15 protein-coding genes and 1 tRNA gene are annotated in these 14,604 nt (G+C 59.9%); 14 read left to right on the top strand and 2 right to left on the bottom strand.

Annotation, left to right across the window (positions count from 1 at the left end; all coding sequences use genetic code 11):
• Window positions 1-24 precede the first annotated feature (24 nt).
• Together mreB and C3Y92_RS08485 are read left to right on the top strand one after the other, a co-directional pair.
• Window positions 25-1,050: a rod shape-determining protein gene (mreB, locus tag C3Y92_RS08480; RefSeq protein ID WP_129351624.1), complete on the top strand. Its 1,026-nt coding sequence runs from the start codon at window positions 25-27 to the stop codon at window positions 1,048-1,050.
• A gap of 188 nt (window positions 1,051-1,238) precedes the next feature.
• Entirely contained in the window at window positions 1,239-2,027 is a 789-nt protein-coding gene (locus C3Y92_RS08485; protein ID WP_129351626.1) for an inositol monophosphatase family protein, read from the top strand.
• A gap of 100 nt (window positions 2,028-2,127) precedes the next feature.
• Here C3Y92_RS08485 and C3Y92_RS08490 read toward each other — a convergent pair whose 3' ends face one another.
• Window positions 2,128-2,661: an NUDIX hydrolase gene (locus C3Y92_RS08490; protein ID WP_129351628.1), complete on the bottom strand. Its 534-nt coding sequence runs from the start codon at window positions 2,659-2,661 to the stop codon at window positions 2,128-2,130.
• Between the two features lie 41 nt (window positions 2,662-2,702).
• Here C3Y92_RS08490 and rimI point away from each other — a divergent pair, with 41 nt between their 5' ends.
• The 12 genes from rimI (at window position 2,703) to C3Y92_RS08550 (ending at window position 13,794) form a co-directional block, all read left to right on the top strand.
• Window positions 2,703-3,257 (top strand): ribosomal protein S18-alanine N-acetyltransferase, encoded by a 555-nt coding sequence (gene rimI / locus C3Y92_RS08495; protein WP_207214035.1) that lies wholly within the window; start codon window positions 2,703-2,705, stop codon window positions 3,255-3,257.
• Window positions 3,258-3,288: 31 nt separating this feature from the next.
• Window positions 3,289-4,491, top strand: coding sequence for a phosphoglycerate kinase (locus C3Y92_RS08500; RefSeq protein WP_129351630.1), 1,203 nt, complete (start codon window positions 3,289-3,291; stop codon window positions 4,489-4,491).
• Window positions 4,488-5,243: a triose-phosphate isomerase gene (tpiA, locus tag C3Y92_RS08505; protein ID WP_129351632.1), complete on the top strand. Its 756-nt coding sequence runs from the start codon at window positions 4,488-4,490 to the stop codon at window positions 5,241-5,243. Before C3Y92_RS08500 ends, tpiA begins: the two co-directional genes overlap by 4 nt.
• A 42-nt stretch (window positions 5,244-5,285) precedes the next feature.
• Entirely contained in the window at window positions 5,286-5,669 is a 384-nt protein-coding gene (gene secG / locus C3Y92_RS08510; protein WP_129351634.1) for a preprotein translocase subunit SecG, read from the top strand.
• Window positions 5,670-5,680: 11 nt separating this feature from the next.
• Window positions 5,681-5,766, top strand: a tRNA-Leu gene (locus C3Y92_RS08515).
• A 244-nt stretch (window positions 5,767-6,010) separates the two neighbouring features.
• On the top strand, window positions 6,011-7,264 hold the full coding sequence (locus tag C3Y92_RS08520; protein WP_129351636.1) for a tyrosine-type recombinase/integrase: 1,254 nt from the start codon (window positions 6,011-6,013) through the stop codon (window positions 7,262-7,264).
• Window positions 7,265-7,271: 7 nt separating this feature from the next.
• Window positions 7,272-7,787, top strand: coding sequence for a hypothetical protein (locus C3Y92_RS08525; protein WP_129351638.1), 516 nt, complete (start codon window positions 7,272-7,274; stop codon window positions 7,785-7,787).
• Between the two features lie 164 nt (window positions 7,788-7,951).
• Window positions 7,952-8,161: a helix-turn-helix transcriptional regulator gene (locus tag C3Y92_RS08530; protein WP_129351640.1), complete on the top strand. Its 210-nt coding sequence runs from the start codon at window positions 7,952-7,954 to the stop codon at window positions 8,159-8,161.
• Window positions 8,154-9,167, top strand: a complete 1,014-nt coding sequence (locus tag C3Y92_RS08535) for a hypothetical protein (protein WP_129351642.1) — start codon at window positions 8,154-8,156, stop codon at window positions 9,165-9,167. The genes C3Y92_RS08530 and C3Y92_RS08535 overlap by 8 nt, the downstream gene beginning before the upstream one ends.
• A complete protein-coding gene (locus C3Y92_RS08540) occupies window positions 9,130-10,941 on the top strand; it encodes a hypothetical protein (RefSeq protein ID WP_129351644.1) in 1,812 nt (603 codons plus the stop codon). The genes C3Y92_RS08535 and C3Y92_RS08540 overlap by 38 nt, the downstream gene beginning before the upstream one ends.
• Window positions 10,942-12,137: 1,196 nt before the next feature.
• Window positions 12,138-12,713, top strand: a complete 576-nt coding sequence (locus C3Y92_RS08545; RefSeq protein WP_129351646.1) for a BRO-N domain-containing protein — start codon at window positions 12,138-12,140, stop codon at window positions 12,711-12,713.
• A 397-nt stretch (window positions 12,714-13,110) separates the two neighbouring features.
• Window positions 13,111-13,794, top strand: a complete 684-nt coding sequence (locus tag C3Y92_RS08550) for a recombinase family protein (protein ID WP_129351648.1) — start codon at window positions 13,111-13,113, stop codon at window positions 13,792-13,794.
• Window positions 13,795-14,178: 384 nt separating this feature from the next.
• Here the strand turns inward: C3Y92_RS08550 and C3Y92_RS21810 are convergent, their stop codons facing one another.
• Window positions 14,179-14,376, bottom strand: a complete 198-nt coding sequence (locus C3Y92_RS21810; RefSeq protein ID WP_408021677.1) for a BRO-N domain-containing protein — start codon at window positions 14,374-14,376, stop codon at window positions 14,179-14,181.
• Between the last annotated feature and the right edge of the window lie 228 nt (window positions 14,377-14,604).

The raw sequence follows: 14,604 nt of genomic DNA on the forward strand, positions 1-14,604 counted from the left end.
TCGAACGCCAACGCGAGTGTGGGCATGTTTTTCACGAAACTGTTTCGGTTCCTCGGCAAGGACCTGGCCATGGACCTCGGCACGGCCAATACGCTGCTCTATACCGCCCAGGACGGCATCGTGCTGGCTGAACCGTCGGTGGTGGCCATTGACACCCGCACCGACGAGCTCATTGCCGTGGGGGCCGAGGCCAAGGAGTACCTTGGCCGCACCCCCGAGCGCATCCGGGCCATTCGTCCCATGAAGGACGGCGTTATTGCCGACTTCGACGTCACCCGGGCCATGATCGCCTTTTTCGTGCGCAAGGTGCTGACCGGTTTCCGCTACGCCAAGCCCAAGATGGTCATTTGCGTGCCCACCGGCATCACCCAGGTCGAAAAGCGCGCCGTGGTCGAATCGGCCCAAATGGCCGGCGCGCGCGAGGTCAAGCTGGTCGAGGAGCCCATGGCCGCGGCCATCGGCGCGGGCCTGCCCATCGACCGGCCCTCGGGCAACATGGTGGTGGACATCGGCGGCGGCACCACGGAGGTGGCCGTCATCTCGCTTTCCGCCATCGCCTACGCCGAGTCCGTGCGCGTGGCTGGCGACGAACTCAACGAGACCGTCCAGCGCTACGTCCAGGACGAGTTTCAGCTGCTCATCGGCGAGAACATGGCCGAGGAGATCAAGATCCGCATCGGGTCGGCCATGCCGCTGCCCGAGCCGCGCTCCATGGAAGTTTCGGGCAAATCGCTCATCGACGGCACCCCGACCACGGTGACCGTCACCGACGAGCAGATCCGCGAAGCCATCCGCGAGCCGGTCAACATCATCGTCAGCGCCGCCATGAAGGCGCTGGAGAAAACGCCGCCGGAGCTCGTGGCCGATATCGCCAAAAACGGCCTGCTCCTGGCCGGCGGCGGGGCGCTTTTGGCCGGGCTGGATCAGCGCATCAGCCAGGAGACCAATCTCACGGTGGTTCTCGACGACGATCCCCTCACCACCGTGGTGCGCGGCACCGGCCGTTCCATGGTAGACCGGGAGCGCTTCAAGGACGTCTTCATCAATTAGCGCCTTGCCGCGTTGCATTGCTCCGAGCCAGACCGTCCGAAGCGCCGGCGTGGTCCCGGCAGGCTTTTCCCCTTGACCGCTTCCGCCCGCTGCAGCGGCCCCCTTTAACCCTTTGGGGGGTCCGGGGCCTCAGGCCCCCGGCCGCCGGAGGCATTCTTCATCTTCGCAAGATGTGAGGACAACCACCCATGACGAAGACGGAAACGGCACGCCTGATGGAGGCCGTGCGGCAGGCGGTCTTGGCGGCCGGCGAGCGCATCAAGGCCGATTGGGACGCTCCGCGCGACGTGCGCCTCAAGGGCCGCATTGATCTGGTGACGGCCACGGATCTGGCCGTGGAGGATGGGCTGAAGGCGGCTTTGGCCCGGGTGTTGCCCGAGGCCGCTTTTCTGGCCGAGGAGACCGCCGCCAAGACCGTGCTGTCGGGGCTGACCTGGATCATCGATCCGGTGGACGGCACCACCAATTTCGCCCATGGGTTTCCGTTTGTCTGCACGTCGGTGGCGCTGTACGACGGCCTGGAGCCGGTGGTGGGCTGCGTCAACGCGCCGATACTTGGCCAGTGTTTTACGGCCGGCAAGGGGATAGGCGCGTTTTGCAACGGTCAGCCCATTGGGGTTTCGGGGACCGACCGGCCCGAAGCGGCCCTTGTCGCCACGGGTTTTCCCTACGCCATCCGCGAGAATCTGGACGAGATCATGGCCGATTTGCGGGTCATGCTGGCCGAAACCCAGGGCATCCGCCGGCCGGGTTCGGCCGCCCTGGATCTGGCTTACGTGGCCGCCGGGCGGTTCGACGCCTTTTATGAGCTGGCGCTCAATCCCTGGGACGTGGCGGCCGGGGCGTTGCTCGTGGCCGAGGCCGGGGGCAGGGTGGGGAGCTATCGCCCGGACGGTCCGTACCGTTTGGGCGATTTCCGGATACTTGCCACCAACGGCGCGCTCCACGACCCCATGCTGGCCCTGCTGGCCGATTGATTTTCCCCCATTTGGGGGGTCCGGGGGCCTCAGGCCCCCGGCGGAGAGGTCCAGGAGAGGCAGCGCCTCTCCTGGCCGCCGGAGGCTCTTCGCCTTTCAATCACAACCTCGGGAACAACGTGCCCTTTTCGAAAAAGTGGACCACGGCCGGGGTGAGGCAGTCGCGGTAGTCGCGCACCAGGGCGGCCAGTTCGGCTTCGTCCACGAACATGCCGCCGGAGAGTTCCTCGGGATTGGGGCGCGGCGTGTCGGCCAGGCGGCCGGCGGAAAAGACGGTGACGAACTCGTAGGCCGTTTCCCGGCTGGCCTGGGCGGCGTCCACGGGAGTCAGCGTCTTGGCGGTCAGCCCGAGTTCTTCGTGGAGTTCCCGGGCGGCGGCTTCCTCGCGGGCCTCGCCGGCCTGGACATGGCCCGTGGCCGAGAGATCGAAGCGGCCGGGGTAGAGGTCCTTGTGCGGGGCGCGTTTTTGCAGATAGAGCCGCCCCTCGGGGTCGTAGACCAGCACCATGGCCGCGCGGTGGTACAGGCCCTGGCGGTGGGCCTCGCCAAGGGGCATGACGAGCAGTTCGCGGTCGTTTTCATCGACCACGTCCACCATTTCCTCGGCCGGTTTGGGAGTTGTTTTTTTTGCCACGGTTGGTCCTGTGGCGGCCATGATGCCAGGAGACGCCGGAAATGCAACCGGATGCAGCGAGCCCCGCAAGCGGGGAGCAGACAGCGGGGCGGGCAGCGCCGGACGCGCCGTCGCAACAGGCCGGCGGGCCACAGGCCGCTGCGCCCGAGGGGCTGGGCCTGGCCGACGCCGCAGCCCTGGCGGCTTTGGAGGGGGTCTGCTTTCCCGACGCCTGGGACGCGTCCACCTTTGCCGCCGCCCTGGCCCGGCCCCATGTCCGGGCCTACGGCATCCGCGACGGCGACCATCTTGCCGCCTACGGCGTATTTCATTTTCTCGGCGATGAATTCGAGGTGATCAACATCGCCGTGGACCCGGCCCGGCGCGGGCAGCGCCTGGGGTCCCGGCTTTTCGGCCATGTCTTGCAACAGGCCGACAAAGCAGGCATGTTGCAGGGGCATCTGGAAGTACGCGCCGGCAACGAGCCGGCCAAACGCTTGTATCTTCGCCACGGTTTCGCCGTGGTCGGCGTGCGAAAACGGTACTACCCCGACACCGGGGAGGACGCCCTGGTTATGCGGCGCGAAGCCGGGCAGGGCGCGAGCGCCAACATATAACCCCACTTCAGGCACGCGTTAAGGAGTTCTCATGGCCCTTATCCGCATTGATCAGATCGATGTCGCCGGCAAGAAGCTGCTCATCCGGGTGGACTACAACGTGCCGCTCAAAGATGGCGAGATCACCGACGACCTGCGCATCCGGGCGAGCCTGCCGACCATCGAATACGCCCTGTCCAAGGGCTGCTCGCTCATCCTGTGCTCCCACCTCGGCAAGGCCAAGGGCGCGCCGGACGCCAAGTATTCCCTGGCCCCGGCGGCCAAGCGGCTGTCCGAACTGCTCGGGCGCGAGGTCAAGATGGCCCCGGACTGCCTGGGCGAGGCGACCAAGGCCATGGCCGCGGCGCTTAAGCCGGGCGAGATCCTCATGCTCGAAAACCTGCGCTTCCATCCGGGCGAGACCGCCGGGGACATGGACTTCGCCAAGGACGTCATGTCCATGGCCGAGGTCTACGTGTGCGACGCCTTTGGCACGGCCCACCGGCCCCATGCCTCCATGGTGGCCTTTGCCAAGCTCGCCAAACAGTGCTGCGCCGGGTTCCTTCTTATGAAGGAATGGCAGTTCCTGGGCGAGGCCGTGGAAGCGCCCCAGCGGCCCTTCGTGGCCGTCTCGGGCGGGGCCAAGGTATCCTCTAAGCTCGGGGTGCTCAAAAATCTGCTCACCAAGGTCGACGCCATGTGCATCGGCGGGGCCATGGCCAACACCTTTCTGGCCGCCCAGGGCTACGGCGTGGGCAAGTCCCTGGTCGAACCCGACCTGTTCGAGGCGGCGCTGGAGATCATGGCCGAGGCCAAAAAGCGCGGCGTGGGCTTCTACCTGCCCGTGGACTTCATCATCTCCAAGGACGCGGACAAGCCCATGGCCGAGATGCAGCCCTGCGGCCAGGTTCCCTTTGCCGCCATTCCCGAGGACGCCGTGGCCCTGGACGTCGGGCCGGTGACGGCCGGGCTTTTCGCCCTGGTCATGGACGAGGCCAAGACCGTGGTCTGGAACGGCCCCATGGGCGCGTTCGAGAACCCCGCCTTTGCCCAGGGGTCCTACACCGTGGCCCACATCGTGGCCGGAGTGCGGGGGCTGAGCATCGTCGGCGGCGGCGACACCGACGTGGTGGTGCATCAGGCCGGGCTGGCCGATAAGATGGCCTTTATCTCCACCGGCGGCGGCGCGTCGCTGGAATTCCTGGAAGGCAAGGAACTGCCGGCCTTTGCCGCGCTTAAGGAGTGTCAGTCATGAAAAAGCTCATGGCCGCCAACTGGAAGATGTACAAGCTTCGCGGCGAGGCGGGCCAGACGGCCGCCGATCTGGTCGCCGCTTTGGCCGGCAAGCTGCCGGCCGACCGCGAGGTGCTGGTGATCCCGCCCTTTACCGCCCTGGGGACCACGGGCGAAGCCCTGGCCGGCCAGGCCGGGTTCGCCCTGGGCGCGCAGAACTTCTATCCCTCGAGCCAGGGAGCGTTCACCGGCGAGATCGCGCCGGAGATGCTCCTGGACGCGGGCTGCTCCTACGCCCTGGCCGGCCATTCCGAGCGCCGCCACATCCTGGGCGAGGACGACGCCATGGTCGGGCGCAAGGTGGGCTTTGGGCTGAAAAGCGGTCTGTCCATGATCCTGTGCGTGGGCGAGAAGGTGGAGGAGCGTAAGGCCGGCGAGCTGGAAGCCGTGCTGCGCCGCCAGATCGAGGCCGGGTTGGCCGAGGCCCCGGCCGATATCGCGCCGGAAAAGCTGGCCGTGGCCTACGAGCCGGTCTGGGCCATCGGCACCGGGCTCACGGCCGGACCGGAAGAAGTGGCCGAGGCACACGCCCTGGTGCGCTCCATGCTGGTCGAACGGCTGGGCGCTGTTGGCGGCAACATCCGCATTCTCTACGGCGGCAGCGTGAAGCCGGGCAACGCGGGTCAGCTTTTGGGGATTGACAACGTCGATGGAGTGCTGGTAGGTGGCGCAAGCCTTGAGGCTGGAAGCTTCGCGGCGATTGTGACAGCTTGACGAACACGTGGACATGTCCGCGAAAATAACGGGATAAATCAGTTGACAACTCTCATAATTACTGTACATGTACTCGCCTGCGTGGCCGTGATCATCCTGGTTCTGCTGCAGTCCGGCAAGGAAGGCATGGGGGTGATCTTCGGAGGCGGGAGCCAATCCGTCTTCGGCAGCACGGGGGCAGGCGGACTGCTCGTCAAGCTGACCGCGCTTTTTGGAGCGATCTTTCTTATGACTTCGCTTGCCTACAATGTGTATTCGGGCTCGCACAAGCGTTCGGCCAAATCGGTCATGATGGACGCCAGCGGTGCTCCGGTGCAGATTCCGGCGGCTTTGGAAGGCGCCAAGGATGCGGAACCCAAGAAGGGCGTGACCTTCGAGGATGTTCCTGCTCCGGCGGCTCCGGCCCCTGGCGCGGCGAAGCAGTAGAGACGATATTTGCCGAAGTGGTGGAACTGGTAGACACGCCATCTTGAGGGGGTGGTGGGCCATGCCCGTGGGGGTTCGAGTCCCCCCTTCGGCACCATAGCTTAGTCCAGGAAGGTCCAATACGGTCCTTAAGTACCTGGAAACAAAGAGAAGCCGGGCTAGCGATAGTCCGGCTTCGTCTTTTGGGGTCCGTTGACATCCGGAAGCCTTGGGGGCACATGATGGGGCACTTGGTAGGTGCCCTTTTTGTTTGGGGGCACATGCATGGCGAGCCCCGTATTTTCTGGGTTTGCGGGCCAAGTGTCCACCTGATCTGAATGCCCCAAATGACAAGGTGCCTCATGCCGAAGAAGACACTTCCTCTGACGGACATTGCCATCAGAAATGCCAAGCCGAAGACCAAGTCTTACAAGCTCTCCGATGGGAATGGGTTGTATGTGGAGATTTTGGCTTCGGGCGGAAAATCTTGGCGCTTGAAGTACCGGTTTGGCGGTCAGGAAAAGCGTCTGACTTTCGGCCTGTGGCCCGACGTGAGCTTGAAGCTGGCGCGGCAACGGCGTGATGAAGCCCGGACATTGCTTGCAGAAGGGATAGACCCCGGGGAGAAGCGAAAGCAGGAGAAGGCAGATGCCGAGGCTCAAGCGGCTGAAGATGCGAATACCTTTGAGGTGGTCGCCCGGGATTGGCACGCCAAACAGGTCAAGGTCTGGAGCGAGAGCCATGCCGTCAAAGTCCTGGGGCGTATGGAACAGCACCTTTTTCCGGCCTTCGGGCATGTCCCGATAGCAACGCTGCGCGCTCCTGCCATCCTGCCCACGCTTCGGGAGATCGAGGCTAAGGGGCATCATGAGACAGCCAAGCGGCTGCGCCAATACTGTGAAGCTGTTTTTGCCTTCGCTATCTCCACGGGAATTGCTGAGCGGAATGTTGGCGCTGACCTTCGTGGGGCGTTGGCCCCGGGGCGCGTCACGAATCGCCCTGCCATCATTGACCCCAAGGGGGTTGCGCAACTCCTGCGGGCCATAGACGGCTATCAGGGAAGCCCCATCACGGTGGCGGCCTTGCGGCTGGCCCCGCTTGTCTTCGTGCGCCCTGGGGAACTGCGGCAAGCGGAGTGGAACGAGATCGACCTCGACGCCGCCGATGGGCCTCGCTGGTCCATTCCTGCCGCAAAGATGAAGATGCGTCGAGATCATGTCGTGCCGTTGTCTCGGCAAGCCGTAGGGATCATAGAAGACCTTCGCCCTTTGACGGGGCATGGCCAGTATTTGTTTCCATGCAATCGTACAAATGGTCGTTGCATGTCCAATATGGCATTGAACGCGGCTTTGCGACGCATGGGGTATGAACAAGGGGAGATGTGCGCTCACGGATTTAGAGCGATGGCTTCTACTTTGTTGCATGAGCTTTCTTGGGCAAGTGACCTCATTGAGGCGCAACTTGGGCATGTTGAGCGTAATAAGGTCAAGGCTGCGTATAATAGGGCGGAATATTTGCCGCAGCGACGAAAAATGATGCAGGCTTGGGCCGACTATCTGGACAAGCTCAAGGCTTGGGCAAAGGTAACACCTCTACATGCCGTTGCCGGCGAATAGGGAATGCATGTCCTGGAAAAATAAGTTGTTTGTCCCAAATTGGGATGAAGAGCATGTCATTCGCAAGGCGTACAAGAATGGAAAAGGAATCGCTGCCTGGGAAATGCTTTATAGGTGCAATAGAGATGTAAGCTTAATACCGAAATGGGTTTTTGACTACATGTTTGACTGCGCCGATAAACTCGCTGACATAGAAGATGTTGGAAAGGATGGGCCACGTATCATAGTTCAAGCTTTGTCATTGAATAATCTTCGCAATGCATTCGACGATGAGGATAAGAATGCAGACCTGTTTGCGCTTCAAGACTATGCTTATGGTCGTTATGTTGACTTAAAAGTTTTCGGGCGGTCCGATGAAGATATTTGTGCCGACATTGCCCAGGAGATGAACAGCGAAGCGGCAGAAGACCAAGAAGTCAGGTCAATACTCAAGAGGAGGGGCGAAATCACAGAAGATGCGGTCAGGTCGTGGGTGAGCAAACAGAAAAAATTTCACCAAACACTGCGAGATGAAGAGCTATAGCGGTTTCACCCCGGCTTAGCGTTCTCCGGACTTTGGGTCCGAGAAAGAAACTCTACGAGTTCGATTCTTTGTGGGCCATTCCGATCCTCCGTACAACCCTCCCTATCGAGTCCAGCCCCGTGCAAACAGGGCTAAATCCGACTCATATGGAGACCATTTTCCAAATGTCCAATGTCAATTTGGCAGGCCTTCTGCGTCTGCCTCAGGTTCTGAAGCTCATCCCGATCAGCAAGTCATCATGGTATGCCGGCATTAAGACCGGCCGATTCCCCGCGCCCGTAAAACTCGGCCCCAGAACCGCAGTTTGGCGCACAGACGACATTTTGGGTCTTGTGGCCCGCATCGGAGCCGAAGGGGGGATGGAGCTTGCTTAACTCGGCCACCTTTTCGGCAACCCTCATTACCGCTTCCGTCCCCGCGCATTTGTCGAAGGGGTTTCGCCTGGACGCCGGCAACGCACTGGTCAAAGTCCCGGGCGGCCAGCTGGTGAACGGTTTGGCCGAGACAAAACGCTTCACAACGCTGGCGAACTTTTCCGATGCCCTGGCAGGGCTGACCCCGGCTAACGCCTTGGTTTATGGCGTTTGCGGCCATGGTAAAGCCCGGATCGTCACCCAGGACCAGCTTGCAACGGCTGCGGGGAGTGACCTCCCGGCTATTGCCCGGACACGAGAGCACTTCAGCTATCCCGCTGGCCCGGCCATTATGATGATTGACCACGACACGCCCAAGGAAGCCTCACCCATGACGGACGAAGCCCTTTTGGCCGCGCTCTACGGCGTGTTGCCGGGCCTTGACCGAGCGCCGCACATTCTGGCGCACTCGGCGTCAAGCTACATCTATGAGGGCGACCGGGAATTGATCGGGCAACGAGGCCGGCGCGTTTACGTGCTGGTCGCGGATGGCCGGGACATCCCGAGGGCTGGGGCAGTGCTGTTCAAGCGCCTGCAATTGGCTGGCCTCGGCCATATCGAGATCGGGAAAGCGGGACAACTGCTGGAGCGCGGGCTAATTGACGCCGCTGTGTTCCAGCCCGAGCGCTTGGACTTTGCCGGTGGAGCGGCTTGTGTCCTGCCCCTGGAACAGCGCCGGCCGGCTCCCGTCCTCTTCAACGCTGACGCTGCGCCTTTTGACACCCAGGCTGCCATTCTCGACCTTACCCCGGCCGAGGAGTCGAAGCGTCGGCAGATCGTGACCGCCCTCAAAGACGCCTCCAAGCCCCAGGCCGCCGTGGTCCGCGAGAAGTGGGCGGAGGAGCAGGCAGGGCGCATCCTGGCCCGGGACGGCAAGACGCCGATTTCCCATCCCAAGGACGCGGACAAGCTGCGCGAAGTCTATCATAATGCGGCCGATCACCGCGACCTTGTACGGCGAGTTTGAGCTTGCCATGGCCGATGGAAAGACCGTCACGGTGGCCGAAGTTTTGGCAAAGCCCGACCTTTACCATGGGCAACGTTGCGCTGATCCACTTGAGCCGACCTATGGCAACGACAACCGCATAGCGCTCTTGAACCTTCGGGCGGCCGGCAAGCCCTACATCTACTCCCACGCTCATGGCGGCGTCCGGTACAGCTTGCGCCGAGAACGCCGGGCGCATGTCGTCCGAGGCGGTGAACGTCTTGCTGCCGTCGAAGCCGCTTTGGGAGCCATGCGTGGCGATGGGGCGCTTTTCGAGCGTAACGGCGAGATTGTCCGCGTCACCGACCAAGGGGCCATTGTGCCGCTCTCCCTGGCTGGCATTCTGCTGGAGCTAGACCGGCTGGTGCGTTGGCAAAAGCCCGGCAAGGAAGGGAAAATCGCGCCTTGTGATTGCCCCCGCAACGTGGCCGAGGGCGTCATGGCGATGCGGGGCCAGTGGGGCTTGCCCAAGCTGGCCGCTGCGACGACTGCACCGCTGTACCATCCTCAGGTTGGCCGCATCATCGAACGCGACGGTTTTGACGCGGAAACCGGCATCTTGGTTGCTTGCCCCGACTTAAGCAATTGGCCCGGCATTCCAGCTAATCCTACCCCGGAGCAGGCCAAAGAAGCGGTGGATACCTTGATGGCCCCGTTTAAAGGGTTTCCTTTGGCCGGCTCCCTGGATCAAGGCGTCTTGTTGGCTGCGATCCTGACAGCCATGTTCCGGCCAGCCTTTCCCACCGCGCCCGGTTTCCTGTTGACCGCTAGCACGGCGGGATCGGGCAAGAGCCTGTTGGCGAAGTGCTTGTCTCACCTCGCGGGCTGCGATGTGCCTGCGGTCATGGTAGGCACGGAAGACGACACGGAAATGCGCAAGCGGCTGGTTGCCGTGGGCCGGCGTGGAGTTGCCGCCATCGTGCTGGACAACCTGAACGGCCACCTTGATTCCGATGCGTTGTGCGCCTGGACGACAAGCGAGTACCTGTCAGATCGCATCCTTGGCGTGTCCGAAGAGGTTATGGTGAGAACAGGCGGCTTGCTGCTGATGACCGGCAACAATGTGATTCTCAAGGGCGACCTCTGCCGGCGCATCCTCACTTGTCATATCGAGACGGGTATGGAGGCTCCATGGAGAAGGTCTTTCGACCTGGACCCGGCGCAATACTGCAAAGAGAACCGCCTTCCCATGGTCGCCGCTGGCCTGACTTTAATCCGCTATTGCCTGGGACGGCCTAATCCCCTGACGGACCGCACCGCCAGCTTTGAGGCGTGGTCAGACACGATTCGTCGGGCTGTCGTCTGTGTCGGCAAAGAGGACTTGTGGGACGTGGCCGATCCGGTATTGAGCATTGACGCGGCCTACAGCGAAGACCCTGAGACTTCGAAGCTCCGGGCGTTGCTCACGTCCTGGCACAACCACTTTGGGAAGACTCCCGCCACCGTTGCCCAGGCCATCGCCGCCAGCGGGACCGACAAGGCATTGGAAGCCGCCTTGGAGGAGATCGGGGGCGATGGTGACAGTGTCAATGCTCGCCGTCTGGGGCGCTGGATTGAGCGTAACGCCAACCGAATAGTGGATGGGTTGAAGTTCGAGCGAGCGGGCAAGGTGCATGGGTCTGCCAGTTGGCTGGTCCGGGGGGTTATGGGGGTTATGGGGGTTTCTTTTCACCCTACGCATAAGAAGTTGGATGATGTTTATGTATATGGTTCAGAAATAACCCCCCAAACCCCCCAAACCACCCTGCCGTTGTAAGCCTCGCAAGCCTAAGCGATATTGTGCGGTAATACATAGGCTATTGCGGACACAGGAAACTAGCAATAACCAACGGGCCACGCTCTGGAATGCCATCCAGACGTGGCCTTTTGAGTTTGCAGAGACAACGTAAAGTAGTCCATTTTATCGACCGTCAACCAGCCTTCGAATGTAGGCGAGCTTGTGATACTAAAATGGGCAAATATTCCATGCGGCCCTTGACAATTTGCATTTATGCATCTGTCGTAAGGTTCGCTTGTTAGTTGCATCTGTAACGATATTAGAAGGATTTGAGCAACGCATGGCGTACAAAGGCGTGTAATTATCCGCCATATAAAAAGACTATATTGGGCATAGCCCTGTAACGCTATTAGTGACCGATACAGAGGCATTTGTCGGGTGGTGAAGTTCAGGTCGTTTTGTGGCGCAGAACGTCTTAGATGGCGTTTTACGAGGTCGCTGAAAGCCTGTAGGCGCAATGTTTTGGGGAGCGTAAAAAAGGATTCCTCTTCAGTCAGCGCCACGGAAGCCAATGTCTGCCGCTCTAGTTCCACCCCTGCAATTACAAACGCAAGCCGGCCCTTTTTGATCGTCTCCACTATCAGCATTCTCTCGTAGTGCCCCTTGTGCCTCTGGTGATCCGAGACATCTAAGGGGGGTGCCGAGGGGGGCATGGGGCAGCTTGTTTCAGAACCGCACGGCCAGGGCCAGGAAGTGGTACACCCTTTCAGTTGGCCAGTAAGGCGTCGGCTGCGAACTGCGTCTTGCCCTTGTCGTGCTTGGCTTGTCAGTCGCGCGGCCAGTTTGGTCAATCCCCGTTCCGTCTGGTTTTGGCCGACTTCCCGGCGCGGCATCGATTGGTGTCAGGTCGTCGAAACTAGGCACTTTTTTCGACCATGGAGGATGAAATGTCGGGATAGGCACGGGCTCCACAATCTTGGCCCGTTGTTGTTATCTTGCCCAGATGAAAAACACCTCAAGCCCGGCCAAGAGCCGGCCCGATTTCGAGTTTGCCGCTCAAGTGAAGCGGTTTTTCTCCAACCCTGAAACCCGTATGACCCAACCCCAGCTCGCCAGAAAGCTGCAAATTCCTTGCTCAACGCTGCGGTCGTATCTGCTTTGTGTCACACCCTTCCCTGGTGCTGTTCGTCTTGGACTTGAGGCGATTATGAGGAGTGTAGGCGAGGAGGTGCGCCTTGGCTAAGCGTAGCGCTACCCCTGTTATTGAGGGTGAGCTTGTCCCGATTGGCGAGAGCTTTGCTGGCCCTATCGCTGATAATATTTTGTTGAACTCCGACGACGATCAAATCCGAGTTGTCGTTGATGGTGCTGGCCGGCCATGGTTTGTGGCGCGGGACGTTTGTGCCGCATTTGGAGACACGCACTATCGGCGGTCATTTGGTCGATTGGATGACGATGAAAAGGGCGTGACACATATTGTAACTGCCGGAGGCAAGCAGTTAATGGCGATTGTTAACGAACAGGGGCTGTTTTCCATGCTGTTGTCCATGGATCCTAAGAAATCGCCGCTGTGTCATGTTGATTATGAGAGAGTCAATCGCCGTATCGATAAACTCAAAGCATTTAAACGCTGGCTCTTTAAGGAGGTATTGCCAGCAATCCGTAAATACGGTGCGTATATGACGCCTACTGTGGTTGAAAAGGCGTTGATTGACATAGATACGATTATTGATCTGGCCTTAAAACTTAAAGCTGAGCGCTCCACAGGCGACAGTGCATGTAAGGATGCGTCGTTTGCAATAACGTCGTAACTAGGTCATCAATTTCAAGACCGTGGTGCGGTCGGCCGGCCTGACAAGCTAGATGCGTAATGCATTGTCTAGCTGTCCTTCCGCACCATAGAACACAAATATTTCCAGGTAGTTAATTGAAGATTAAGACAATATCAACGCAATATATACGCAATAGCCGTAATTATCGATAGGTTTTATATTGTCATTGTCGTAGTTAACTGGCTTATAATTGAAATCTGCTAGTCGTCCAAAGCTCATTACGTAGGTGCAAGCGATTGCCTAGCCAATGTCATGAACGTATATTGGACAAGATGCAGCTAACCGATGGACATATGCGGCCAGGGCTAGTATTTTGCTTGATTTTATGTATCAAGTTGCCTAACGTTGGCTAGGCAATTTGATACGGAGGCAAAGCATGGCTGGCAAGTTCGTTTCGTACCTACGAGTGTCCACCAAGCGCCAAGGTGACAGCGGCCTTGGGCTTGAGGCCCAACAAAAGGCAATCCTGGACTTCCTGAATGGGGGAGCGTGGGAACTTGTCGGCGAGTTCGTGGAGGTGGAGAGCGGCAAGCGCCAGGATAACCGGCCGAAGCTTCAAGAGGCGCTTCAGCTTGCCAAAGCCACGGGGGCGAAGTTGCTTATCGCCAAGCTGGACAGGCTTTCCAGAAATGCCGCTTTCCTCCTGTCCCTTCGTGATGCCGGCGTTGACTTCGTGTGCGTGGACAATCCTCAGGCCACGCCTTTGACCATCGGCATATTGGCCGTGGTTGCCCAGGACGAGCGGGAAAGGATTAGCGCCCGGACAAAGGCCGCCCTTGCCGCAGCAAAGGCCCGTGGGGTTCGCCTAGGCTGTCCGAATGGTGCCGCCCACCTTAAGGGCCGGGGGAACGTGGAAGCCGTGGCCGCGATCCGGCAGGGCGCACAGGACCGGGCGGAAGACTTGCGGCAGATCGTGGCCGGGCTTTGGGCCGAAGGGCCAACTTTGCATAAGCTGGCCGACCAATTGAACGCCCGAAGTATTCTGACGCCAAGGGGCGGCCAATGGCATCCGGCAAGCGCTGGCAGGCTTGTGAAGCGCCTGGGGCTGGTGGAGGTGTAGGGCAGTCGCGAGTGTCACACCCTCGGAGCTAGGCCAAAGGACTTCCCCAGGGGTTGCAGCACGATCTTGTAGTCTGTCGATCCAGATTCGGCCAAGGCCGAGCTCACCCGACACACCCCGCCCATGCTGGCAAGCTCGCCATGGGACTCCCCGCCACGTAAGTTAATCTCAAGGGTTAACGCGCGGAATTCCAAAATTCCTCCGCACAAGCTAAAGGGACTCCTGCACCGTAAAGTAATCGTTTTTTTGTTTTTCGTGAAAAAATCAAAAAAGACTCGGCGAGTTTGGTTTTTTCAATAACAAATGCGTAGTTTGAATGAGTTTAAATTCTTTCAATGGTTAAAATAGGCTTGTGAGAGGGCTTGATAAAGGTCTTACGAAAGGTCAATGCCGTAGAATTTGTCGTTTGTTTGGTTCATCATTCTTACGAACAAGCTTCCGCTTCGCAATCTCAAGAGCAATGTTATCTTCCTCTATCTTGAACTTTTCAGCTTCCGGCTTCCGACTGCGGAACACAAGCTTGTAAAGGCCAGACTCGGAAAAGATGAGCATTTCTTGGGAACTACCAAGGGTATTCAGGATTACTTAACCCCTCTCGTCATTATCTAGGCTTCTAGTGGCCTCGGTTATATTGGTGAGGTCAGGATGCTACAAACGACCCTCGCCACGAACTAAGCCCCGCCGTTTGCGTCCACGATGGCCCGCACGGCCTTGCCTTTAAAGTCAAAAGGCATAGCCGCAGTAGATGCTCCAGAAGTCGACGCCGGCATTTCCGAGAATGAAAGCGGGGGCGTGAACCCCAGGTGATGC

The sequence above is a fragment of the Solidesulfovibrio carbinolicus genome (assembly GCF_004135975.1).
Lineage (GTDB): Bacteria > Desulfobacterota > Desulfovibrionia > Desulfovibrionales > Desulfovibrionaceae > Solidesulfovibrio > Solidesulfovibrio carbinolicus.